This window comes from Gordonia sp. UCD-TK1 (assembly GCF_001691435.1).
Lineage (GTDB): Bacteria > Actinomycetota > Actinomycetes > Mycobacteriales > Mycobacteriaceae > Gordonia > Gordonia hongkongensis.
In genome coordinates this window covers 240499-260151 of the sequence record NZ_LZMP01000013.1, presented here as the reverse complement: position 1 = coordinate 260151, position 19653 = coordinate 240499, and the positions used below count along the sequence as shown (strand labels likewise).

General features: G+C 63.3%; 36 protein-coding genes. 6 read left to right on the top strand and 30 right to left on the bottom strand.

Translation table 11 applies throughout. The annotated features are described in order from the left end of the window. The 24 genes from A9310_RS09980 to A9310_RS09880 all read right to left on the bottom strand — a co-directional run. On the bottom strand, positions 1 to 240 hold a 240-nt coding region (locus tag A9310_RS09980), incomplete at its 3' end, for a hypothetical protein (RefSeq protein WP_139104574.1). Continuing rightward, positions 237 to 377 (bottom strand): hypothetical protein, encoded by a 141-nt coding sequence (locus A9310_RS25865; RefSeq protein WP_175401111.1) that lies wholly within the window; start codon positions 375 to 377, stop codon positions 237 to 239. The genes A9310_RS09980 and A9310_RS25865, both read right to left, overlap by 4 nt. Continuing rightward, the gene (locus tag A9310_RS25095) at positions 374 to 619 is read right to left on the bottom strand and encodes a hypothetical protein (RefSeq protein WP_083207326.1); all 246 of its coding nucleotides are present in this window, start codon (positions 617 to 619) and stop codon (positions 374 to 376) included. Before A9310_RS25095 ends, A9310_RS25865 begins: the two co-directional genes overlap by 4 nt. Next, positions 619 to 873, bottom strand: a complete 255-nt coding sequence (locus A9310_RS09975) for a hypothetical protein (protein WP_065630424.1) — start codon at positions 871 to 873, stop codon at positions 619 to 621. Before A9310_RS09975 ends, A9310_RS25095 begins: the two co-directional genes overlap by 1 nt. Further along, entirely contained in the window at positions 873 to 1196 is a 324-nt protein-coding gene (locus A9310_RS09970; protein WP_065630423.1) for a YegP family protein, read from the bottom strand. The genes A9310_RS09975 and A9310_RS09970 overlap by 1 nt, the downstream gene beginning before the upstream one ends. After that, positions 1193 to 1495 carry a hypothetical protein gene (locus tag A9310_RS09965; RefSeq protein ID WP_065630422.1) on the bottom strand — a complete coding sequence of 101 codons (303 nt, stop codon included), beginning with the start codon at positions 1493 to 1495 and terminating at the stop codon, positions 1193 to 1195. Before A9310_RS09965 ends, A9310_RS09970 begins: the two co-directional genes overlap by 4 nt. A gap of 159 nt (positions 1496 to 1654) precedes the next feature. After that, positions 1655 to 1984 (bottom strand): HNH endonuclease, encoded by a 330-nt coding sequence (locus tag A9310_RS09960; RefSeq protein ID WP_065630421.1) that lies wholly within the window; start codon positions 1982 to 1984, stop codon positions 1655 to 1657. Then, complete coding sequence (locus tag A9310_RS09955; protein ID WP_065630420.1) at positions 1981 to 2424, bottom strand: helix-turn-helix domain-containing protein; 444 nt, start codon at positions 2422 to 2424, stop codon at positions 1981 to 1983. The genes A9310_RS09960 and A9310_RS09955 overlap by 4 nt, the downstream gene beginning before the upstream one ends. Beyond that, positions 2421 to 2681 (bottom strand): WhiB family transcriptional regulator, encoded by a 261-nt coding sequence (locus tag A9310_RS09950; RefSeq protein ID WP_065630419.1) that lies wholly within the window; start codon positions 2679 to 2681, stop codon positions 2421 to 2423. Before A9310_RS09950 ends, A9310_RS09955 begins: the two co-directional genes overlap by 4 nt. Continuing rightward, positions 2678 to 2824 carry a hypothetical protein gene (locus A9310_RS25860; RefSeq protein ID WP_175401110.1) on the bottom strand — a complete coding sequence of 49 codons (147 nt, stop codon included), beginning with the start codon at positions 2822 to 2824 and terminating at the stop codon, positions 2678 to 2680. The genes A9310_RS09950 and A9310_RS25860 overlap by 4 nt, the downstream gene beginning before the upstream one ends. Beyond that, positions 2821 to 3870: an AAA family ATPase gene (locus A9310_RS09945; RefSeq protein ID WP_065630418.1), complete on the bottom strand. Its 1050-nt coding sequence runs from the start codon at positions 3868 to 3870 to the stop codon at positions 2821 to 2823. The genes A9310_RS25860 and A9310_RS09945 overlap by 4 nt, the downstream gene beginning before the upstream one ends. Continuing rightward, positions 3867 to 4121, bottom strand: coding sequence for a hypothetical protein (locus A9310_RS09940; protein WP_139104573.1), 255 nt, complete (start codon positions 4119 to 4121; stop codon positions 3867 to 3869). The genes A9310_RS09945 and A9310_RS09940 overlap by 4 nt, the downstream gene beginning before the upstream one ends. Further along, positions 4114 to 4422 carry a hypothetical protein gene (locus A9310_RS09935; RefSeq protein ID WP_139104572.1) on the bottom strand — a complete coding sequence of 103 codons (309 nt, stop codon included), beginning with the start codon at positions 4420 to 4422 and terminating at the stop codon, positions 4114 to 4116. Before A9310_RS09935 ends, A9310_RS09940 begins: the two co-directional genes overlap by 8 nt. Before the next feature lie 657 nt (positions 4423 to 5079). Continuing rightward, a complete protein-coding gene (locus tag A9310_RS09925; RefSeq protein WP_065630414.1) occupies positions 5080 to 5331 on the bottom strand; it encodes a hypothetical protein in 252 nt (83 codons plus the stop codon). Then, positions 5328 to 5510 carry a hypothetical protein gene (locus A9310_RS09920; protein WP_065630413.1) on the bottom strand — a complete coding sequence of 61 codons (183 nt, stop codon included), beginning with the start codon at positions 5508 to 5510 and terminating at the stop codon, positions 5328 to 5330. The genes A9310_RS09925 and A9310_RS09920 overlap by 4 nt, the downstream gene beginning before the upstream one ends. Further along, entirely contained in the window at positions 5507 to 5656 is a 150-nt protein-coding gene (locus A9310_RS25855; RefSeq protein WP_175401109.1) for a hypothetical protein, read from the bottom strand. Before A9310_RS25855 ends, A9310_RS09920 begins: the two co-directional genes overlap by 4 nt. After that, positions 5653 to 5874 carry a helix-turn-helix domain-containing protein gene (locus A9310_RS09915; protein WP_006359979.1) on the bottom strand — a complete coding sequence of 74 codons (222 nt, stop codon included), beginning with the start codon at positions 5872 to 5874 and terminating at the stop codon, positions 5653 to 5655. Before A9310_RS09915 ends, A9310_RS25855 begins: the two co-directional genes overlap by 4 nt. Further along, positions 5871 to 6704, bottom strand: coding sequence for a Rha family transcriptional regulator (locus tag A9310_RS26130; RefSeq protein WP_065630412.1), 834 nt, complete (start codon positions 6702 to 6704; stop codon positions 5871 to 5873). Before A9310_RS26130 ends, A9310_RS09915 begins: the two co-directional genes overlap by 4 nt. Next, entirely contained in the window at positions 6701 to 7183 is a 483-nt protein-coding gene (locus A9310_RS09905; RefSeq protein ID WP_139104571.1) for a hypothetical protein, read from the bottom strand. The genes A9310_RS26130 and A9310_RS09905 overlap by 4 nt, the downstream gene beginning before the upstream one ends. A 319-nt stretch (positions 7184 to 7502) precedes the next feature. Further along, the gene (locus A9310_RS09900) at positions 7503 to 7874 is read right to left on the bottom strand and encodes a hypothetical protein (RefSeq protein ID WP_065630410.1); all 372 of its coding nucleotides are present in this window, start codon (positions 7872 to 7874) and stop codon (positions 7503 to 7505) included. A gap of 169 nt (positions 7875 to 8043) precedes the next feature. After that, on the bottom strand, positions 8044 to 8343 hold the full coding sequence (locus A9310_RS09895; protein ID WP_065630409.1) for a hypothetical protein: 300 nt from the start codon (positions 8341 to 8343) through the stop codon (positions 8044 to 8046). Next, positions 8340 to 8579, bottom strand: a complete 240-nt coding sequence (locus tag A9310_RS09890; protein WP_065630408.1) for a helix-turn-helix transcriptional regulator — start codon at positions 8577 to 8579, stop codon at positions 8340 to 8342. Before A9310_RS09890 ends, A9310_RS09895 begins: the two co-directional genes overlap by 4 nt. A gap of 2 nt (positions 8580 to 8581) precedes the next feature. Then, positions 8582 to 9118, bottom strand: a complete 537-nt coding sequence (locus A9310_RS09885; RefSeq protein ID WP_065630407.1) for a hypothetical protein — start codon at positions 9116 to 9118, stop codon at positions 8582 to 8584. After that, positions 9115 to 9696 (bottom strand): winged helix-turn-helix domain-containing protein, encoded by a 582-nt coding sequence (locus A9310_RS09880; RefSeq protein WP_065630406.1) that lies wholly within the window; start codon positions 9694 to 9696, stop codon positions 9115 to 9117. Before A9310_RS09880 ends, A9310_RS09885 begins: the two co-directional genes overlap by 4 nt. A gap of 488 nt (positions 9697 to 10184) precedes the next feature. Between A9310_RS09880 and A9310_RS09875 the strand changes: the two genes are divergently transcribed. From A9310_RS09875 to A9310_RS09860, 4 genes are all read left to right on the top strand, one after another. After that, a complete protein-coding gene (locus A9310_RS09875; RefSeq protein WP_139104570.1) occupies positions 10185 to 10730 on the top strand; it encodes a hypothetical protein in 546 nt (181 codons plus the stop codon). A 63-nt stretch (positions 10731 to 10793) separates the two neighbouring features. After that, the gene (locus A9310_RS09870; RefSeq protein WP_065630404.1) at positions 10794 to 11210 is read left to right on the top strand and encodes a hypothetical protein; all 417 of its coding nucleotides are present in this window, start codon (positions 10794 to 10796) and stop codon (positions 11208 to 11210) included. Continuing rightward, positions 11207 to 11416 carry a DUF3263 domain-containing protein gene (locus A9310_RS09865; protein ID WP_065630403.1) on the top strand — a complete coding sequence of 70 codons (210 nt, stop codon included), beginning with the start codon at positions 11207 to 11209 and terminating at the stop codon, positions 11414 to 11416. Before A9310_RS09870 ends, A9310_RS09865 begins: the two co-directional genes overlap by 4 nt. 2 nt (positions 11417 to 11418) lie before the next feature. Next, a complete protein-coding gene (locus A9310_RS09860) occupies positions 11419 to 12216 on the top strand; it encodes a hypothetical protein (RefSeq protein WP_065630402.1) in 798 nt (265 codons plus the stop codon). Here the strand turns inward: A9310_RS09860 and A9310_RS09855 are convergent. The 6 genes from A9310_RS09855 to A9310_RS25545 form a co-directional block, all read right to left on the bottom strand. Continuing rightward, positions 12213 to 13421, bottom strand: a complete 1209-nt coding sequence (locus A9310_RS09855; RefSeq protein ID WP_065630401.1) for a site-specific integrase — start codon at positions 13419 to 13421, stop codon at positions 12213 to 12215. The genes A9310_RS09860 and A9310_RS09855 overlap by 4 nt on opposite strands. A 267-nt stretch (positions 13422 to 13688) precedes the next feature. After that, entirely contained in the window at positions 13689 to 14291 is a 603-nt protein-coding gene (locus tag A9310_RS09850; RefSeq protein ID WP_065630400.1) for a hypothetical protein, read from the bottom strand. A 6-nt stretch (positions 14292 to 14297) separates the two neighbouring features. Next, complete coding sequence (locus A9310_RS09845) at positions 14298 to 15362, bottom strand: ParA family protein (RefSeq protein ID WP_065630399.1); 1065 nt, start codon at positions 15360 to 15362, stop codon at positions 14298 to 14300. 58 nt (positions 15363 to 15420) lie between these two features. After that, a complete protein-coding gene (locus A9310_RS26280) occupies positions 15421 to 15711 on the bottom strand; it encodes a tyrosine-type recombinase/integrase (RefSeq protein ID WP_254661215.1) in 291 nt (96 codons plus the stop codon). A 20-nt stretch (positions 15712 to 15731) separates the two neighbouring features. After that, the gene (locus A9310_RS26275; protein ID WP_254661214.1) at positions 15732 to 16229 is read right to left on the bottom strand and encodes a hypothetical protein; all 498 of its coding nucleotides are present in this window, start codon (positions 16227 to 16229) and stop codon (positions 15732 to 15734) included. 166 nt (positions 16230 to 16395) lie between these two features. After that, the gene (locus tag A9310_RS25545) at positions 16396 to 16596 is read right to left on the bottom strand and encodes a hypothetical protein (RefSeq protein WP_139104569.1); all 201 of its coding nucleotides are present in this window, start codon (positions 16594 to 16596) and stop codon (positions 16396 to 16398) included. 389 nt (positions 16597 to 16985) lie between these two features. Here A9310_RS25545 and A9310_RS09830 point away from each other — a divergent pair, with 389 nt between their 5' ends. Together A9310_RS09830 and A9310_RS09825 are read left to right on the top strand one after the other, a co-directional pair. Then, entirely contained in the window at positions 16986 to 18071 is a 1086-nt protein-coding gene (locus tag A9310_RS09830; RefSeq protein ID WP_065630467.1) for a beta-mannosidase, read from the top strand. 65 nt (positions 18072 to 18136) lie between these two features. After that, complete coding sequence (locus tag A9310_RS09825; protein ID WP_065630396.1) at positions 18137 to 19651, top strand: amino acid permease; 1515 nt, start codon at positions 18137 to 18139, stop codon at positions 19649 to 19651. Positions 19652 to 19653: the final 2 nt, after the last annotated feature.

The window sequence follows — 19653 nt, the reverse complement described above, 5'->3', positions numbered from 1 at the left end:
GAACTGCCGAGCCACCCTCTCGTAGTCCTTCTCCTGTCGCTTCAGCTCGATACGCTCGGCAACGGCGTCTTTCAGTGTCTTAGTGAAACCGGTACCCACGTACAGAGTCGGTGGCGACATGTCACACCCGCCCGCGATTTGAATGGCTACGCCGGATTCGAGTACGGCGTCGCGCAAGCGGTCGTGGCGGGCCTTCCAACTCTCCATGGCATTGGTCAGTCGATCTTCGTTGTCACTCATGGTGTTCCTTCGATGATTTGGGTGGTGTGGCCCGCTGCCTGCAACATGCGGTCCAGCATGTTGGCGGTGGTCGGGTTGTGGCATACGGTGTGCCGCCACAGAGTGGAGTCAAACCACCACACGTAGAGGCGGGTCACGACGAACCGCCGTCCTCTGGGTCGCTGGTGGCCTTGTAGAGCAGCTCCTTGTGCACCGCGTCGCGAACCGAGTTGACGAACATCCGATACAGCCAGTCCAGTTGTCCGGGATCGGTCTGCTTGCACCGCTTCTGAGTGCATCGAGGGAGGCAATACTCAGCATCGAACCGGCTGATAGCAGCGGCATTGATGGCCTGCTCTATTCGAGGCCACAGGTCCATTTCGGGGGTCTCTGCGCCCATCAGTACACCGCCCCGGCATCGAGGCGTTCGGGAATGTTATGCGCCACTTCGACAACCAAGGCGGGCTTCCGGTCGTCCTCATTCATCCCGCCGATCCGGACCATGACAGTCGCGTCACCAGGCACACCACCGAGAGCTGCAACCATCTGCCTCAGCTGATCGACGGTGACACCTTCAACACCGCTCTCGTACGTGCAGGACACCCGTGTGGTGCTGGTGAGAGTGCGCAGAACCCGTCCGTCGTAAGCGCCCATCAGTACACCGCCCCGGTGGTGGTGTCATGGTGGCGGTCGACGATCTTCAACCTCCACGGAACGACAAGTTCATCGACGTAGTAGGCCCAGTCAGCCGAGTCGGCAGCCTCTTCCAACTTCGCCCCGAACATGGCGTCGATGGCGTTGAGAGCCCCAGCCTTCCGCCGATACCCCTCCCCATGACCGAGGACCTGACCGTTGTTCGACTTGCACCGCCAACGCCACTCGGGGGTCTCGGAATCGTAGGGCCATCCGAGACCTCGCACGTCGTACACTTCGATGGTTCCGCGATACCGGGCCGGCGTGGAGTCGAGATCAATCACTGGACCTCCACCACCCCACCCACCAGAGCTGCCTGACGTCGGGCAGCGCGCACCGCATTCGACTTGGTGTCATACGTTTTCGGGGAGATCGCCCCAGCACTGCCGTTGCGGGCGATCTGCGCCCACTGGTAGCCCTTCCGCGACTTGGTCACCACCACCCGCGTACCGACCTTGTCGCCGCGCTCGGACAGGAACTGCCGCGCCACGTCCTCGTGGGTGTCGTCGCTCTCATCCCACTGTCGGACAACCAGGTTGCCGTCCAGCCACTCCAGAAAATTGATCAGATCCAGCTCGTTCATTCGTTGTCTCCGTCTCGTGTTCGCCCCACGCAGGGCATACGTCTCGTTGTCTCGGCACCCGTTGCAGGGGAACGCAAAACGCAGAGTTCCCCCGGCCTGGCCGCGCACTCAGGGCACGACCGTTCGATCGCCCCCCACAGCAGGTAGGTTTCCGGGACCTCAGCCCACCGCATCGCACACCTCCTCGTAGCCGCCCCACTCGTTCAACAGCAGCCACCGGCGGGTCGAGTGGAAGATGGGGATGGCGGCTTCGTCTTCCCATGGGCGGACATGGAAGCCCTGAGCGTGAGCATCATTCGGGTGGTGCTCCGCAAACCCGTGACACCCCGTAGTCCCGTGCCCACACAAGGCGACACAGTTCTGTGGAGACCACGGCCCCAACTGGCTTCGCTTCTTCCGGTGGTGGATAGTCGTGCCGTACCGGCCGCACCGTTCGCAGAACCCGTCCGCACGTTCGTTGACGATGCGCCGCGCAGTCTTCTCATTCACGACGCGGCCACCTCATCGACGAGACGATCCGACCAGGCGAACAGCTCGGCGGCGGAGCGGTCATCCGGCACTAGCGCCGCCAACGCAACCGTCAACGCCTGCAAACGGTCCCGATCCAAACCCGACAACTTCTGCCACACCTCCACCGGATCGGTGTCACGCACCTTCGACACCAAATCCACGGCACCCTCAGCCAGGCCGTCCAACACATACGGGTGAGGCAGAGAGATTGGCGGGGCCACCTCGGCCGGCGGGAGGGGGCGTTGCCGCATCCGATTGACCCGACGCTCCGTGATCCCCAGCCGGTCAGCGGTTTCGATGATGGACACACCTTGCGCGGCCATGCGGTGCACGGCGATCAGGTACTCGTGGGGGTCCAGCACCACCGACTTGTCACCGCGGATCGCCCGCTGGATCGCGACCTCGTCCACCGGGATCATGCCGCACGCTCTTTACTGATCCGCCGCCGCTCATGCGGGGTGGTGCCGCCGTAGATGCCGTCCTTCTCGCCGTTGTCCAACGCCCACTGAAGACACTCAGCCGAAACAGGACAGAGGGTGCACACAGTCTTCGCGGGGACGGCCGATTCCCCCTTCTCCGGGTGGAAGAAATCGGGCGACACCTGAGGGCACAACGCTCTGTGGTGCCACGGCTCAAAGTTGTCTCTGATCCACGTCTTGAACTGGTCGTTGCTCATTGGGTGGCCTTTCGGAGGATGGATTGGGCGTCGTGCCATGCGACGCAGGCGGGGCAGTCGATCACGTCGCCGGTGCGGTCGCCCCACGCCATGCGCACCATCAGCCCGGTGCCGAGTTGGAAGCCGCACACCTGGCAGGTCATGACGCCTCCTGGGCGCCGAGCTCGTCGGTCAGGGCTTGCTGTGCCGCATCGTGATCCGGCGCGATAGCGTCGATCACGTTCTCCCGCGCCGACTCCTCCAAGTTGCGCTGCACCACCGCACGCAACTCCGCCACCTTCTCCGGATCGGCATTCACCTTGTCCAGATAGGCATGAGCCTTGTAGCACTCCTCCACCGTCAAACCCGCCCGAACCTTCGCCTCGAACGACTCCGGGATCTGCACCCGATCAGACGGATCGGTCGACACGTGGTCACGCACATGCGCAGTGGTCGGATCGCAGCGCAGGACGTCGAAGATCAACCACTCCAACGTGAACTGCGGCGCCAACTTCGGCTTGTCCACACCCGGACGCAAGCCGCTGTGGACCGAGCGGACACCGCGGATCATGGGCGAGGTGTCGCGGTTCAACGACACCCACGCAGTCACATCGAATGCCAGGTCTTTGTGGGCGTCGACCTTGTGTTCCTTCGACCCGGGAATAGGGCGCCCGTTGTCGTCGAGGCTGGCGACCTCTTTGCCTCTGGCTGTGACGATGACGATGCCCGGGAACGTCATCAGCAGATGCATCAGGTGTTGGTGCCGACCGTTCGCGTCGTTCCAAAGGTTCATTCCCGGCTTGACCTCGGCGTCCGGGTCAGCAGCCAGAGCCTTCTTCCCCGCCTTCGACTGCCGCGCCCGCTGCGACGTCCAATCCTTCAACAGGTTCCACTCCGCGGTCATCGAGTCGATGACCAGAACCACGGGCTTGTCAGTGGCCTTGGCGGCTTCGTCGCGGACGGCTTCGACCTGGCCGATGATGTCGGCCCATGACCCGTCGTGCTCGACGACGAGGTAGTTGGCTCCGGGGATGGCGGCGTACTCGTCTGCTGCACCTTCCCCGATGTCGAGCCAGTAGGTTTGGCCGATGCGGTCACATGCGGTGAACTCGGCGGCTGCGTACGACTTCCCGGACTTCTCAGGCCCTTCGAGGAGGATTAGCGGCCAGGGCACCACGCCCGTCGGCGGGCGGACTCTGAGTGCGGTCATAGGTCTGCCTCCGCTCTCGAAGCGATGACCTCAAACCCATTGCCATCCTCACGAATCCAGTCACCCGGAAACGCATTCTCGCCGTTGATCTGAATGTGAAGGCGGTGCTTGTCCCGCACCACCAGACCGCCGCACCAGGCGGCAATGTCGAGAGTCGCCCGGTAGCGCTCCAACCAGGTGCCCGTGTTTGGTATCTGCCGCGCCTCGTGGGTGCGGATCAGGCCGCTGCGAATGGTTCCGCCGTCAGACATGGCCGCCACCTCGCATCCGACGTGCGTGCCGTACCTGCTCCCGGCGGAATGCTTCTTCGTCGCGGAACGACACAGTGTTGACGACTGTCACAGGGGCCGGCTGGTGATCCAGTGCGGAACTCAGGGCGAACACCATCGCCGCGGTGAGGACCCAGCTGAACGAGTCCCAGGCGTCCATCCAGTGGGTGAGAAACAACGCCAGGGGGACGTTGATGAGGGCGGGTACTGCGCAGATGGCGATGAACCATCGGTAGATTCGGTGGCGCCCGAGGGTGGCGAGCGCATCGAGGAGAGATCTCATGGTTGTCTCCATGGGTCTTGTTGCCCGTAGGCAGGATTCGGGAAGAGAGGTAGATCCTCGTCGGGGTCGGGGGGATCGCAGTCCCCCCATCCGGGGATGTCGTAGGGGTAGTCGGGGCCACGCCACCGAAACCCGCCAGCCGAGATGGCATGCCGCGTCGTGTAGGTCATAGCGCCACCACCGAGAGGATGCCGTCGGAAACCTTGGTCACGACCATTCCGCAGCGGGCACACCGAGCGCTCCTCACGCCTCTCAATGCGTCCTCAATCACCCCAACGCTCCTGCGTCAGATGCCTCTCGCACATGCACCACAGATGGTTTCCGCAGTGCTGGTCACCAAGCTGTCGGATGCCGTGGATTCGTACCCTCCACACGGCAGGCTGGTCGCAGCTGTCCAAGTGCTCGCATGCCACCTGGGCGTCGATGTTGGGCATCGCGGCGAGGACGGCGTCCGGATGAATAGCAGTCACCGCGACACCTCCCCCGCACACAACGCACACAGGCGGACCGTCTCCCCCAACTGAGTGGAAGTCATCGACCGCCGGGTTTCGGGCGGATACAGGAGGCTACGACGCACAGTGCCGATCAACGCGCCGGGTTGCCATTCCTGGCGGCATCTGATGCACCACCCGTAGTGGATCGCCGGATACGCGCCCCTCACGACGCCGCCTTGTCCTCGAACAGCGCTGGCCGGTACGCCTTCTCGATGCGGCGTGCCTGGTCGTCCAACCCCATCGCCAACACGCGTGCCTGCTCCGCGGTCAAATGCAAATCGGTGCGCTCACCGCCCGGCCCGACCACCACCACCCGCAAATGGCCGTGGGTGTTGGTTCCGAGAGATAGGTAGATGGGTCCGTGGCAGGTGTCGACCTGAATGGCCGGCGCCTCACACAACAACATGTGACTCATGCGGGCTGCACCTCCCGCGCCTTCTCGTGCGCAGAGTCCAGCGCGTACGCCCACTCGAGACTGCAATTGAGGAGCATGTCGCCGCGCATGACGTGCCAGCACACCGGGAACGTCACCCATCGGCGGTCAACATCATCGACGGGATGCGACACCACCCGGATGCGATGCTTGCCGCTCATCGGATCTCACCCCGCACGATCCGCGTGAACTCCACATCCTGGTCGTCCAACTCGCCCGAATCACCCGGCAACAGAAACGCGATCAGACACAGCACCGCCAAACCACCCAGCCCGCCAGCCGTCAACACCACATCGAAATAGGTCATGACGCCAACTCCCCCGGAGCCGGCTGCGGCAACTCATTCCGCCACCGCAAAAGCTCCTCATGGTCAACGAAGTACCGTCCCCCGTACTGGCGAAACAAGATACGACCCGCCTTGTACTCGCGGCGCAACGTCTTCTCCGACACCCGCACCTTCTCGGCAGCCTCCTTCAGCGGATACTGGAACGCTTCACCTGGTCTCAGATTGTCGATGTCAGTCATGCGCCTAACTCCTTCATGTCGGCAGATGTCAGCAGCACCAAACCGGAGGTGTGTTCGTTGACCGGCAAACCCTCGGCAGCCAAGGCGTCACGGAGTGCGATCTCCATCTGCGGACGCACCCGCGGAACGAAACGACGACGACCCCCGTAGGTGCCGTTGTCGTGGGCGTAGAAGAACCGCCGGCCCTTCGCGGTGGGTTTGCGGTGGTCGTAGCCGTCCCTCTTCTCGCCATTCGCGTTCACTCGGGTGCCGCGCTGGTCGATCAGATACCCGTGCTTGTAGAGGTGGGCGTCGAAGTCCGTCTTGCGGACCTCGGAGAAATACTTCTTGCCGAAGGTGGTGGGGTCGATGCCGTCTCCACCTTCGATGGCCTGACGGTGCTTCTGCTCCACAGCGAGCTTCCGCTCAGCCTTCTCCCGTGCCGCAGCCTCAGCCACGGCGCGTTCCTCGGCATCGACCAGCTTCCGTGCGTACTCGAGCGGGCTGAGGGGCTTCACCTCGGCGGCCTCGGTGCGCTTCATCGACCAGAACGCCCGCACCAGTTCCTTCTTGAACCGGCGAACCACGTCACTGTTGCGCATGTACGTGAGAAGTAGCGTCGCCTGCTCCTCGTTGAGGATGGAGAACTCGCGACGCTGCACTCCTCCTGCGGTAGAGAAGGATTGGATTTCAAATCCGACCCTTCCGAACTCCTCGAAGTCGGCGAGGTTGTTACGGATCAGTTTGATGACGGAGGCATGATCGAGCTGAGTTCCGTCGGCGATGATGAGGGAGGTGGTGGTGGGTCTGCCGTCGTCGGTGACCGCCACCAACTCTGCGCGGGCGCTCACACCAGGCCCACGTTCTGTGCGTACCGGCGGACATCTTCTTTGGTGGTACCGATCGGCCAGAACATCGACACGTGTGAGCCCCGATCAGCCTCAATCTGCGTCCGGTCAGACTCGGACACGCGAGTTTTCGGCAGCGACTCAGCAATGCTCACTGTTTCGTCGAAGTCGACGCGCAAGTATTCCCGGCTGCCGCCCGATAGTTCGACCAGGCGACGTTCATTGGAGCGCGCTTCGACGTGCGGAGCGGAGACCCAAGTCCGCCCCAGCTTCATGTCAAACTTCTCGGCGTCCCGACGGTGGTTGTTGATCCGTTTGGCCGGCTTGATGGAAATGCCGACTTTGACCCCGAAGCCCACGATCTCTACGACGTAGAGGTGAAACTCATGGCCTTCCAATGGGGTGATATCCTGTGACACGAACTTCTCCTTTGGATTGTTCTGGGCCACCCGGTGTTGCTGCACCGAGGTGGCCGTTCTCATTTCTGGGTGGGTTTGGGTGCCCCGGCCACATCCCCTGTGGCCGGGGCCTGCGTGCGGGGTGAGAGTGGGGTGAGCTGCCCCTCCGCACGCTCAGCGCACCGGCATCGATCCGGCGCACTGTGATCTGTGAAGTCCGCTGTCAACGCGCGGACAATGGAACGAGGCCGAACTTCGATGTCTCGCAGGCGGACAAACCCGCGATCTTTGGACCCGTCAGGTGCTTCGAAGACGATGTCCACGAGCCCGTCGAGGTAGCCGTTGGGCTCGACACCGAGCACGGGATACGAGGCGCCAGGGCGGGGGCGCCACACCGCAGAGGTCACGAGTCACCGCCGAGGATGCTCCGCAACACGCGCTTACCCGACGGTGTGAGGTCGCCGTGCGTCGTCAGTTCGTCGAGGGCGGCTTGTGCCCGTTTGATGTCGGCGCGAGCCTCGTCTCTCTGGCGCAGGGTCCTCGCTTCCATCTTCACGGAGTAGGCGTCGGCCTTGTATTCCGTCTCGGCGATCAGCCACTCTGAGACCTTCTGCGCCCGGTCGAGTTCGGCGAGGAGGCCTCGTACGAGATCGGGTGCGGCGTTGTGCGCGTCCGGGATTGACTGGTCACGGTTGCCGCTTCCCGACCACAGCGTCAGCGGACCCGGCCACGTGTCGAGCCATTCGCGGGCGACGGCCTTCGTATCGTCGGTCATGACTTGTCGCCCGACTGCTCGGTGCCGCACACCCAGTGCGAGTGACAGACAGGAGTGCCGCGGTCGTACTGCCACACCGATTCCCGCTCCCACCGACCACCACACCGGCCGCCGTGCTCACACGGCCAGGAGATCGGACGCTCAAGACGCCCACCACTCGCGTACCCGGTCATGACGCCGCCTCGGGATGTCGGCGCGCGTCGCGACAGTCCTGGCAACGCCGATACGGGTGAATCCCCGGCTCGCCCTTGTCCTTCTTGAACAGCGCCCACTGCACCGCGAAGATCGTCGGGCCAGCCGCGACCTGATGGCACGTCGAACACTGCACCGAGGCGATCGACTTGCCCTTGTCGTCCGTCTGCCAGCCCACGACGCCGGATACCTTGCCCTCCAGCGCCGGCAGTGGACGGCCGGGATTGTGGAACGCCAGCGGTGTGGCGCTACTCATGACGCCCTCCGCGGTGGTCATGCCGCCGTGTCCTCGTCAGTGGGCACGACCTCGAACAGGTCAGTGAAGCAGTCGCCGCCGAATGCTTCGATGCAGCCGGCAATAAACTTAGGTCCGGGTGCTGCCTTGCCGGTGAGGACGCGGGAGACGGTGCCGGGGTCCACGTGGATCTTCTCGGCAAACTCGCGGTCCAGACTGGTGCCGGTGAGGCGTCGGATCTTGGCAAGACCAGTGGGGTTGAGTTTCAGGGTGGCCATTTTCATACCCGCGCTGCCATCACGACGCGTTCGGTGTGAGCCTGGATCACGGCGGATCGTGAACCGTCAGCTTTTGATTTGTCTGGGCGGCGGGACTTCTCGCGATTGCGCATGCCGGCCAAACTCATCGAGTTCGTGTGTGGTGTCAGGTGGTAGATGCCGGGGAGGACCCGTGATCGGTCACCGTCATCGAATGGTGCGATGACGTTGTCGTAGATCGCCTTGCTCGTCTTGAACCTGACGATCGGTCCGTAGCCGAAGTCGATCCAAGCCGAGGTTCGGTAAAAGTAGACGGACTTGGCTCCGATTCGCTTGCCTGCCTGTGCCATTACGCAGGCTGAACCGTTGCCTTGTGCTGCGCACGCGAATGCTTCAGAGACATCGCCGTCCTGGATGAACAGGGACAGTGTTTGCGTGGCGTCGCCGTAGCCGCGCGTTTCTGCGGCTTCGCGGACGAACTTTGGGAGATTGTTGCCGGGTGACTTGTAGGTGATGTTTTCGACGTTCAGTCCGTTGATCTTGGTGCTTGTCTTGCTCATTGGGTAACCTTTCCTGTGCCGTGACATGTGGGGCATGTGCGGTTGATGACGGGCTCGGCGGTTGCCGGGTCCGTTGTTGTATCTGTGGCGTCCTGGATGTCCTGGGGGTTGTCGACGATCTCGGCGTCGATCACCTCGTCGTCCGACGTATCGGGCTCAGACTCGGGCTCGCTGCGTGTGTAGGTGGCGGGCCGGGACTGGCCGCGCGAGTTCGTGATAACTCCGGCTGCCTCAATGTCAGGATTTGGCATTGACGCCAAGTCGGACGCGACAGTCGGTCGGCTCACCCCTGCGGTCTCCGCGATCTCCTTCTGGGTGAGACCAGCCGCGCGAATCCGGGCGACGATCTCCGGGCGCGACTTGCTCGGCACCATGAACGCTGCGCCGCCGTACTCGGCCTCGCGCATCGCAGTCCAAGACGAGTAGCCGAGCGTGCGCCACGCCTCCATCTCGATCTGCCACACAATCTCCTCGGCGGCCTTCTCCAGGCTTCGGCGAGCGCGCCCGATCGAGGCGCGCACATCGGCAGGAGTGATGACCTGCAATGGGATCTCCGGACGGGACACCACGGTGCTCACGACGCCCTCTTATGTTCAGTGGACGATTGCACATTGAACACCTCGACGCGGAACAGGTGACCCGGAGGCAGCTTCAAAACCCGCTCAATAGCCGCCGCCCGCCGATAATGAACACGCTTCGATACACCCGTCTCCAGATTCGAGATCGTCGACCGGGAGCACTCCAGCCGAGGCTTCCGGCGATCCTTCCGAAGCTCTCGAGATACCTCGTCTGCTAGGCCCCTAGTGGAGAACCCCGCGAACTCGCGGGCCGCCACCAGCTGATCGGGAGTCCCCCTCAGCTCAGCCATTGCGTTGCTCAAAACTCTCTCACCTCCGCCGTTCCATGTGCCATTGAACTTAGCACACTGGACACCGATGGCAAGGTCTAATCTCTAATCCGGTGGCCGATATGCTGCCTGAACAGGCATAACACGGTTGATATTTCTGGACACTGCGACAATCGGCGAGGTTGTCGAACACCCTGCGAAGTGGGAGAGGCTGACGGCGTGAGCATCGAAGAGCCCAGCGACGTGCCCGAGGTATGGCGATCATACTTCGCGCGTCAGCGAATCGAGTTCACGTTCCGCGACCTGGACCGCAACGTCGAGGGCGTTTCACTGAACACCATCCGCCGAGCACTGCTCGGAATCGGCACACCGTCTCGGCGGGTTGCTGAAACGATCGCCCACGAGTTGGGGATCTCAGCGGAGGAGTTCTATGCCACGCGAGCGAAGGTGAACGGCGCCGAGCCGACCACCCCGTTCACGCTGCCGACAAGCGCGGATCTTCTTAACCAACGTGAGCGTGATGCCGTCCTAAGTGTCGTGCACGCGCTCCTTGATGCGAGGGACCGCCATGTCACTCAACCTTTCGATACGCCGGCCGAGGAACAGGGAGCATCGAGCTCGCCGCACACGGACGAGAAGACCCAGTCAGGGTTCATCACAACCTTTATTCCCCGAGATCAAGTCCTCAAGCCTGAGCGGCCAGAGGATGCGAAGGCTGCACGTAAACGTGATCCGCGGTTCCCGCCGCAGGACCCGGACGCCTAACTTACACCGATGTAACTCCTGGTCAGGGCCGTTTCTGTCAGACCCTAGTGCTCTGATTCGGACATGAACTGGCATCCCTGGCGGTCGGCCCGCGATGACTACCCACACATCGCGATCGACTGCACACAGCGACTCTCACCCGGAACGATGGGCCTCAACGGCGAGCGCACCATCTGGATTCACCGCGGCCTCACCCAGGCTGAGAGACGGTGCACGCTCACCCACGAGTTGCTGCACCGGGAGATGCCGGACGCCGACGAGGAGACGATCGAGCGCGAGACAGCGCGCCGACTGATCACTCTCCCTCAGCTGGTCGACGCCTTTCGGTGGCTCAGGCACCCATCACTCCCAGACCTTGCGGACCATCTGTGGGTGGATGAGCAGACAGCCTGGACGCGGATGCAGAACCTGGACCCGATCGAGGTCGCCGAGATCGAAGCGGCGACCGAGGGTGACTGGTCCTGGAGTGAGGTCGCATGACCGATGACGAGAAGCGCATGTTGGACCTTGCTGGCCAACGCTGGAACTATCCCGGGAATCTCGAGCAGGCTGTGCGGGATGAGTTCGAAATCTCGCTGACCCGCTTCTATCAGATAGTGAATCGGCTGATAGACACCCGTGAGGCCCTAGAGTATTCGCCAACCGTCGTGAACCGATTACGCCGCTTACGAACCCGGAGACACTAACCATGAAGCGTGCCCTCCTGGCACTGGCCGCCCTCACCCTGTTTGTCGCGGGATGCTCAAGCGACACCCCCACCGAGCAACCATCGTCAGCGCCGCTGGAGAAGCCGGTAATCCACAAGCCGGCCGACCCGGTCACGTTCGACGACGGGGTGACGTTCCGCCTCACCGGATGGGGCACCTACCACCACGACGACGGTGTGCACCAGGTCGCCGACTACACCGTCTTGTACGGGGAGGCCACCAATACGGGCGCGGATGTGGCGGGCTGGGAACCCATGGCCAGCTATGTGCCGGAAGGTGGTGACTCGGTCGACTACACGATCCTCGAGGAACTGCGATCCGGTGTTGAGGGGGTGTTCCGCAGTGGCGCGAAGGCGGATCTGGCGTGGGGCTTCAACATGGCCGCCGAGGTATTGAAGGCGGGCACGCTCACCTTGTGGGGATCGGAGAACTGGTTCGGCGACTTCACCACCCTGCCCGAGCGGAAAGCGCCCGCTGCGTCCAGCACCACACCCCCGCCGACGACGGAGACGACCACCGAGGCCACCACTAAACAGCAGACGTTCGACGGTCCCGCGCTAGGCCAAACGTGCCCCCACTCCGACCTCAACACCACCACCACATCCAGCACCGGCGAAACCGTCCGCTGCCTCGCAGACTCGGCTGGTGACTACGTGTGGCAGATCGACACCGGCGTCACACAAGAGGACCCGGCTGTTCGTGGGCAGCAGGCGTGGGGTGACTGCATCGCCGCGGGCAACTCTCCGGCAGAGTGCCGCGAGATCGTCGACGGCGGCTAGTCCAGGGCGAGTAGTTTCTCGAGCTGCCCGAGGGCGGCTCGGGTGAGGTCGGTGGAGGTGTGGGCGTACTGGCGGGCCATCGAGGTTGAACTGTGGCCGAGGATCTGCATTCGCACCGCCTCCTCCACACCAGCCTCCTGCAACAGGGTGGCGACGGTGTGGCGGGCGGCGTGCTGATCCGGCGCGTCCTGCGCGGTCTCCACGACCCCGGCGGCTACGCACACGTGTTTCCAGGCGTCGGTGTCGTCGCGGGGTAGGACGGCGGCCCCGTCGGCGCGGGTGAACACCAACCCCGTTTGCGGGCGACCCTTGTGCTCCCATAGCGCGGTGAGTGCAGCCACCACGGGCGGCAGTAACGGGACGAGCCGCCGTGACCCCGACGTCTTGGTGGGGACCAGGCAGGCGGTCCAATGCACCGGGACAAAAGTGAAGGTGGCTGGCACGTCGAACGCCGCCCGCGGGTACACGTCTGCGTCAGGGCGTGGGCCCTTCTTCAACTTCAGGCGGGCCAACTGCCAGGAGATGTCGATGACCCCGAGGTTGAGGTCGACGCGGTCCCAGGTGAGGCCGAGTGCTTCGGCTTGGCGGGCGCCGGTCAGCAGGGCGAGGGACCAGCGTGCGGCGGCGTGCGCATCCTGGCCGGCGACGTGGAGGAGTAGTGCGCGGGCCTGGTCGACGGTGAGGGGTTGGCGTTCCTCTGAACGGGCTTGTGGTCGGTCCATGCGGTCACACGGATTGCTGCTGATCTTCCCGTCCTTCACCGCATCCCCAAGCGCTTTTGCCAGCACGGAGTAGGCGGCTTGGGCGGTGCGGGTCGAATGCTTGTCCGTCACATGGGTGACCATGCGGCGAATGTCCGTGGGGGTGAGCTTGCCGAGTTTCTTCGACCCCAGGTGCGGGATCAACTGGTGCTTGATGGTGGAGCGGTAGGTCGCCAACGTGCGGGGTTTCAGGCGGGGTGCGGCGATGGTGTCGAGCCAGTAGGTCAGCCACTTGTCGACGGTGATCTGGCCGGCGTTGGGGAGGATGCCGTTGGCGAGGTCTTTGCGCATCTCGGCGAGCTGGGTCACGGCGTCGGCGTACTTCTTTCGGCCGCGTTGGTAGTAGGTGCCGTCGGGGAGGAGGACTTGGGCCATCCACATGCCGTCGGCCCGTTGGTACAGTCCGCCTTCACCTTTCGCGCGTCGACGCTTCTTCGGGGGCATATCCGCTCACTTACGTTTGTACTTACGTTTGGCTGAGTCTATCCCCTGTCTAGACATTAATGCGAAAAACTCAGTCACCAGCAGGTATTCGACAGACTTGACGAACCGCCCGCCATCAGCATACCCCTAAACACAGCTTCCCAAGCTGAATACGCGGGTTCGATTCCCGTCATCGGCTCCACCATCATTGCTGGTAGAGCGGTTTACTTTCCCTCTCTGCCGACCTCCTCGGCTCACCCACCCCGGCACCACCCCGGCGTGCGGGGTTCAGATGCACGCGTTGATCGCGCAGACGGTGTTCTCGACTGTGGCAACCGCGTCCACGGCGTCGTCCTTACTCAGGGGGTAGGTCCCTCCGAGGCCGGTCGGATCGACATCGCAACGATGGACGATTATGTTGCGCCTCCTTACGACCAGACTTAGTGCGGTTCTTGCCGCCTTTGCACCTGCTGACCCGAACGCAGTGCTCCAGATCGCTGGCACGCCAACCACCGATAGAACCTTCGCAATGTCTTCGGGTTGCTGGAAGGTCTCCCGCGATAGACGCGCATTGATAGCCTCCCTGGCGCGGAGTTCGCGTTCGCTCGCCGTGGAAGCGGCCAGGATGTCGGCAACCGTGCCAAAATGAAGGCCGATCTTCGATTCACTGCCCGGACTTCGCGAACCGAGCACAATCGCCACCGCGTGATCAAGAGCAACATCGTGGACGTAAGAGTCCAAGGCCGCCACCGCGTGGACAAGGGCGGCCCTATACATGTCAGAGGCGTCGACCACACCAACCGTAAGCCCGTGGATCGCCTCGCCCAGTCCGATTAACTCTTTACTCCGATTGATGTTGTTCTGAAACTCAGAAAAACGCCCACTCGGCATCCCCGACTACTCCCCCGACACGCCACGACCGTCAGCGGTCAGCTTTTCTATCCTCGCAGCGAGTTCATTAAACATTTCACGGAACTTTAGAATGCTTTGCTCCTGCGCGTCCCAGACCACGCCTGCACTGTCAATATCAGATTGCTCGAGCGCGAATACTGGTTTTCGCACTTCCTGCGAAGTCGCAATCAACCCATTGAAATCCTGGATTTGCGCAAGTTGATGGTGTCCGTTCATCCCAACAGAGTCGTATAGTGATTCTTCCAGCATCAATCCCTGTGCATTAAGCGCCGGGATAAGCGTCTTCTCGATAGCTTCATCCAACTTATCGAAGTACGACTGAAACGCCTGAGTAGGACGCTTGTTCTTGGTCCTAAATCGCTGAACCAGAACACCGAGGAACTTCAAATCAGGTTCCGGGAAAGGATAATCCGCGTCCCGCACCGCAGGAAGATCGGCCGCTCTTCGCGCCCATGCCACCCATTCAGGGATTACCCGAGCCAGGGAATCAACGGCCATCACGGAGAACACATCCGGACTACAGGGCACCAGCACATAGTCCGCTGTGGACACTAAATTCTTGTTGATCGCACCGAGTCCTGGGCTCAGATCGATCAAAATATAGTCCGCGTCGTATTTTTTGGCCGTCTCTTCGAAAAGATAGGTGAAGCTGCCCGGCAGATTCCGGAGACCCTGGAGAGACTCAGACAGCTGCTGCGAAATGCCCAACGAAGTCTCGTCCTCCGCTAGTGCAACATGCCCTGGAATTAGGAACAGATTTTCGCGACCCTCGACCTCTATGCAGTCTACCGGCTTCAATGGGACCGGCCTGGACTTGATTGCGGGCTCCAGCGCGTCCTTCAGGTTCCTGCCGGGATTGTCCGAGTAGAACTCCTCCAGCGCATTCTCTCCAGAGAGATCGAGAACCATTCCAGTGAGATTGCACTGCGGATCGGCATCTACGAGTATCACAGTGTGACCACGCTCAGCGAGTATCCACCCGAGGTTGAAGCATGTTGTCGTCTTGCTAACGCCACCCTTATTGTTGAATAACGCAATCTTGACCGCCACGTTGCCTCCCAGAGTCGGTGAACCGCAGAACTCGATCCCGGGACGGACCTTATCGTAGTCAGCCCGGCAGCCTCACCACGTTCTCTCCCGACGTCGGCGTACCCATCGCAGCCAGGGCGTGCATGGCGTCGGTGTGGTCGACCTCAAACAGGTGCGCGTACACGCTGAGCGTGGTGGTGACCTTGGAGTGCCCCATGAACCGGGCGATCTCCAACGGTGGGATACCCGCCGCCACACACAGGCTGGCATAGGTGTGCCGCAGCGCGTGGAACTTAACTGCGGTCGGCACCGTGCCCGCGCGCAGCACCGCCGGACGGAACACCGCCTTGTAGCAGTTCTGGTGCCGCACGGGGCTGCTCCAGTACAGGTCTAGGCGCTGTTCGGCTTCGTCCACTGCGAGGGCTGCCAGGGCGTCGGCTTGGCGAGTGGCCTTGGCCTGCGCGGTCTCGGGACTGTCAGCGGCGCGCGCCCCGCCTGCTTCGGGGGCGGAAGCCGGAACGCCGGGAAGAGCGGCGCGGTGGGCCTCGTCAGCGCGGGGTGCGGGGCCAGGTAGTCGCGCAGCACGTCCACCGTCGCGGGCGTCAGAGGTACTCGTCGCCGGCTCCCCCGCGTCTTCGGGGTGTCGTAACCACCCGTGGGACGAGGACTCAGGGTGCGGTCCACTCGCAGCGTCCCGGGTTTGGGCCGCGCGTTGGGGTTGACCTGCCGCACAGGCAGCTCCACGTCAGCCACCTGCAACCCGCCCAGCTCGGCGGCCCTCAGGCCACTCCACGCGGCCACGGGGGTCAGCACGTTGTACGGCCAGGGCGTAGTCGCCACGAGCGCCGACACCTGGTCCGCAGTCAGGAACATATCGGGGTCGTCCACAACGCCAGGCGTCCCACTGTCGGCGGTGCGCTCACTCGGAAGCTTCACGTGGTCGGCAGGGTTATCGCGCATCAGTCCGTCCACCACGGCCTGTTCCAGCACCGCATTCTAAAACTGCCACTGACCAAAGTGCCGACGAATCCCTACAGTGCTGCTGCGTCCACGGTCAGCTTCCGAGCGCGTAGATGAGCCACACAATGATTCCGACGACAACGCCGGTCGCCAGGTTCGCGGCCAGCACGGCGAAGAACACGCCCCACGCGGTAAGGCCGTTTTCAACCGTCACGATCCCCGCCGCGCGCTTGTAGTCCAGGCCCGCTAGTTCGGCGTTGATCATCTCTTCGGTAATTTCGGGCTTCTTTCCCATGGACAGATTCTAGGTCTCAGTGCCCCGCTGACGGGGTGGCGACTCCGACCCTGAGCGTTGATTCGGTCGGGCGCACAGGGGCACCCTGGCGATAGGCGCACAAGATGAGCACAAGCGCCCTCAGGTAGCAGGTAACACCCAGCCACCTACTGGCGCAGCAGTCATTATCTATGCACCTTGACTCCGGTTTTCGAATTGCCGCCGTCGTCACCTGGCGTGTCCGGAGTATCTTTCCCAAGCTGAATACGCGGGTTCGATTCTCGTCATCGGCTCCACCATTCCCGTACACGTTCGAAACCGCGCCGCCGGCGTGCAATCATCGAACGAGTCGGGCCGACGCCACAGTTCGGTCCTCGTCATCCCAGGACGCACACATGCATCTGCCCGCGATGAGAACTCCGATTCTGGTGCTGAGCATCGGCCTGTTCCTGAGCTGGCTGCTGCCGCCGCCCGCACATGCGGCGCCCAACCGGGTCGATGCCACGCCGGCTGGGCTGACGCTCGATGGACGCCAGTGGTGGCCATCCGGATTCGACGCCTACCAGCTGGCCACCGATTGGTCGGTGAATGCCGGTTGCGGAGCGATGGTTGATCTCGACGACTTTTTCGCCGCCTTACCTCCGCATTCGCTCACCCGCTTCAATCTGTTCGCTCAACTGGCCGTGAACAAGTACACCCAACAATTGGATTTCGGGCCGATGGATGCCGTCTTCGACGCCGCCGCGCGGCACGATCAGATGGTCTTGCCTGTCCTCGCGGCCGCCGACGGCGCATGCGAGAGCGGAGTTTTCAAGGAACGAGACTGGTACCGATCCGGCTGGCGAACCGTCGCCGGCGCGGGTGGACTCACGTTCGAGCAGTGGGTCAGGACGGCAGTGGGACGCTGGAAGACCAGGTCGGCCCTGGCGGGATGGGAATTGGTGGGTGAACCCGAACCGTCCATCTGTGGCGATCAGTCGTGTGGATGGCAGCAGCGGTCGTGCCCGGTCGACGCCGCGCGCGTACTGCGGTCGTTTTTCGGCAGCGCAGGTGCGATGGTCACCCGACTGCACGGCGGGGCGGTGATCTGGTCCGGCTTCACCGGCGGTGGCCAGTGCGGCACCGCCGGGCCCGACTACCAGTACGTCGCCGGCTTCCCGTACCTGGACGTCCTGGACTATCACGACTACGGTTCGGACGGCGTCGCGCTCCCCGGGGATCAGTGGAACGGACTGGCCGAACGTCTACGCCAGGCGCGCGCAGTCGGAAAACCCCTCGCGGTGAACGAGATCGGCCAGCATGCCGGCTCATGCGGTTCGACGTCCGAGCGCGCCGACGACTTCCGGACCAAGGTCGCCGGTCAGCGGGCGGCCGGGACGGCAACCGCACTGTTCTGGGCATTCGTGCCGGACCCGAGGCACGACCAGTGCACCTACGACATCGGTCCCGGTGACCCGGTGCACGAACTGGTCTCCGAACTGACCAGCCTCGATTGAGGGTCAGCACTCGGGCAGCAGTGCAATACCCGGCCGACGGGCCGACCGGCCGTTAGACTCTGCCGATGTCCAGTCCCCTGGGGATCACCCCCGACGAGTCGCTGCGCAAGGGACTTCAGAGTCGTCATATCAGCATGCTCGCGCTCGGCGGTGCCATCGGCACCGGCTTGTTCGTCGCCTCGGGCGCCACCATCTCCGACGCGGGCCCGGGTGGCGCCATCCTGGCGTATCTGCTGATGGGCTGCATGGTCTTCTTCCTGATGCAGAGCCTCGGCGAGATGTCGGCGTACATCCCGTGCAGCAACCCGTTCGAGGAGTACAGAAAGCGCTTCGTGTCCAAGTCCTTCGGCTTCGCAGCCGGGTGGAACTACTGGCTCAACTGGTCGGTCACCCTGGCCGCCGAGTTGGTGGCCGCCGGGTTGATCATGAAGTACTGGGCACCCGACGTGCCGTCGTGGATCTGGTCGGTCGTGTTCCTGGCGGGTCTGCTGGCGCTGAACCTGTTCGCGGTCAAGGCATTCGGCGAGGCCGAGTTCTGGTTCGCGGCGATCAAGGTCATCGCGGTGGTCGTCTTCCTCATCGTCGGCGTGCTGCTGATTCTCGGTGTCGTCGGCGACCGTCCGTCGCCGGGCTTCAGCAACTGGACGATCGACGACGCTCCGTTCGTGGACTTCCCGCTCGGGATGCTGTCGGTCTTCCTCATCGCCGGTTTCGCATTTCAGGGCACCGAGATGATCGCGGTCGCCGCCGGCGAGGCGGTCGAACCGAAGACGGCCATTCCACGCGCTGTGCGCACCGTCTTCGTGCGCATCCTGCTGTTCTACATCGGCACCCTGACCGTCATCGCGTTCCTGATCCCGTACACCGACCCCAATCTGCTGAATGCGTCCGAGGAGAACATCGCGATCGCCCCGTTCACCCTCGTGTTCTCCGACGCGGGGATCGCGGTGGCGGCATCGATGATGAACGCCGTGATCCTGATCGCGATCCTGTCGGCGGGCAATGCGAGCCTGTTCGCGGCAACCCGCGCGTTGTACGGCCTGTCGGTGCAGGGCAACGCCCCACGTGTGTTCGGCTGGGTCACGCGATCAGGAGTGCCACTCCTCGCCGTGGCCGCGACGACGGCCATCGGCGCCCTCTGCTTCCTGGCGAGTCGGGTGGGTGACGGTCGCGCGTATGTCTGGCTGGTCACCGCCTCGTCGGTGGCGGGCTTCATCACGTGGATGGGTATCGCGTGGGCCCACTATCGTTTTCGTCGGGCGTGGCAGGCGCAGGGTCTGGACCTCGGCAGACTCCCCTACAAGGCCTGGCTCTACCCGGCCGGCCCGATCATCGCGTTGCTCATGTGTGTCGCAGTCATCGCCGGGCAGAATCTCCCGGCGATCCGCGACGGATCCGCGGGGAATCTCGAATTGTGGCTCACCGCCTACGGCGCACTGTTCGTGTTCCTCGCTCTGTGGTGGGGCCACAAGGTGATCACGCGCAGCCCGACCGTCGACCTGCTCACCGCCGATCTGTCACCCACATCGGCTGCGTCGGCGCATCGCGATCCGGATCCGGATCCGGACCTCGTCGGCTGACG

Bases quoted from the DNA above. Each gene is read 5' to 3' on its own strand.
- A9310_RS25095 (WP_083207326.1), bottom strand. From the start codon at position 619: ATGGGCGCAGAGACCCCCGAAATGGACCTGTGGCCTCGAATAGAGCAG.
- A9310_RS09975 (WP_065630424.1), bottom strand. From the start codon at position 873: ATGGGCGCTTACGACGGACGGGTTCTGCGCACTCTCACCAGCACCACA.
- A9310_RS09965 (WP_065630422.1), bottom strand. From the start codon at position 1,495: ATGAACGAGCTGGATCTGATCAATTTTCTGGAGTGGCTGGACGGCAAC.
- A9310_RS09955 (WP_065630420.1), bottom strand. From the start codon at position 2,424: ATGATCCCGGTGGACGAGGTCGCGATCCAGCGGGCGATCCGCGGTGAC.
- A9310_RS09950 (WP_065630419.1), bottom strand. From the start codon at position 2,681: ATGAGCAACGACCAGTTCAAGACGTGGATCAGAGACAACTTTGAGCCG.
- A9310_RS25860 (WP_175401110.1), bottom strand. From the start codon at position 2,824: ATGACCTGCCAGGTGTGCGGCTTCCAACTCGGCACCGGGCTGATGGTG.
- A9310_RS09945 (WP_065630418.1), bottom strand. From the start codon at position 3,870: ATGACCGCACTCAGAGTCCGCCCGCCGACGGGCGTGGTGCCCTGGCCG.
- A9310_RS09940 (WP_139104573.1), bottom strand. From the start codon at position 4,121: ATGTCTGACGGCGGAACCATTCGCAGCGGCCTGATCCGCACCCACGAG.
- A9310_RS09935 (WP_139104572.1), bottom strand. From the start codon at position 4,422: ATGAGATCTCTCCTCGATGCGCTCGCCACCCTCGGGCGCCACCGAATC.
- A9310_RS09925 (WP_065630414.1), bottom strand. From the start codon at position 5,331: ATGAGTCACATGTTGTTGTGTGAGGCGCCGGCCATTCAGGTCGACACC.
- A9310_RS09920 (WP_065630413.1), bottom strand. From the start codon at position 5,510: ATGAGCGGCAAGCATCGCATCCGGGTGGTGTCGCATCCCGTCGATGAT.
- A9310_RS25855 (WP_175401109.1), bottom strand. From the start codon at position 5,656: ATGACCTATTTCGATGTGGTGTTGACGGCTGGCGGGCTGGGTGGTTTG.
- A9310_RS09915 (WP_006359979.1), bottom strand. From the start codon at position 5,874: ATGACTGACATCGACAATCTGAGACCAGGTGAAGCGTTCCAGTATCCG.
- A9310_RS09905 (WP_139104571.1), bottom strand. From the start codon at position 7,183: ATGAGAACGGCCACCTCGGTGCAGCAACACCGGGTGGCCCAGAACAAT.
- A9310_RS09900 (WP_065630410.1), bottom strand. From the start codon at position 7,874: ATGACCGACGATACGAAGGCCGTCGCCCGCGAATGGCTCGACACGTGG.
- A9310_RS09895 (WP_065630409.1), bottom strand. From the start codon at position 8,343: ATGACCACCGCGGAGGGCGTCATGAGTAGCGCCACACCGCTGGCGTTC.
- A9310_RS09890 (WP_065630408.1), bottom strand. From the start codon at position 8,579: ATGGCCACCCTGAAACTCAACCCCACTGGTCTTGCCAAGATCCGACGC.
- A9310_RS09885 (WP_065630407.1), bottom strand. From the start codon at position 9,118: ATGAGCAAGACAAGCACCAAGATCAACGGACTGAACGTCGAAAACATC.
- A9310_RS09870 (WP_065630404.1), top strand. From the start codon at position 10,794: ATGAACTGGCATCCCTGGCGGTCGGCCCGCGATGACTACCCACACATC.
- A9310_RS09865 (WP_065630403.1), top strand. From the start codon at position 11,207: ATGACCGATGACGAGAAGCGCATGTTGGACCTTGCTGGCCAACGCTGG.
- A9310_RS09860 (WP_065630402.1), top strand. From the start codon at position 11,419: ATGAAGCGTGCCCTCCTGGCACTGGCCGCCCTCACCCTGTTTGTCGCG.
- A9310_RS09855 (WP_065630401.1), bottom strand. From the start codon at position 13,421: ATGCCCCCGAAGAAGCGTCGACGCGCGAAAGGTGAAGGCGGACTGTAC.
- A9310_RS09850 (WP_065630400.1), bottom strand. From the start codon at position 14,291: ATGCCGAGTGGGCGTTTTTCTGAGTTTCAGAACAACATCAATCGGAGT.
- A9310_RS25545 (WP_139104569.1), bottom strand. From the start codon at position 16,596: ATGGGAAAGAAGCCCGAAATTACCGAAGAGATGATCAACGCCGAACTA.
- A9310_RS09830 (WP_065630467.1), top strand. From the start codon at position 16,986: ATGAGAACTCCGATTCTGGTGCTGAGCATCGGCCTGTTCCTGAGCTGG.
- A9310_RS09825 (WP_065630396.1), top strand. From the start codon at position 18,137: ATGTCCAGTCCCCTGGGGATCACCCCCGACGAGTCGCTGCGCAAGGGA.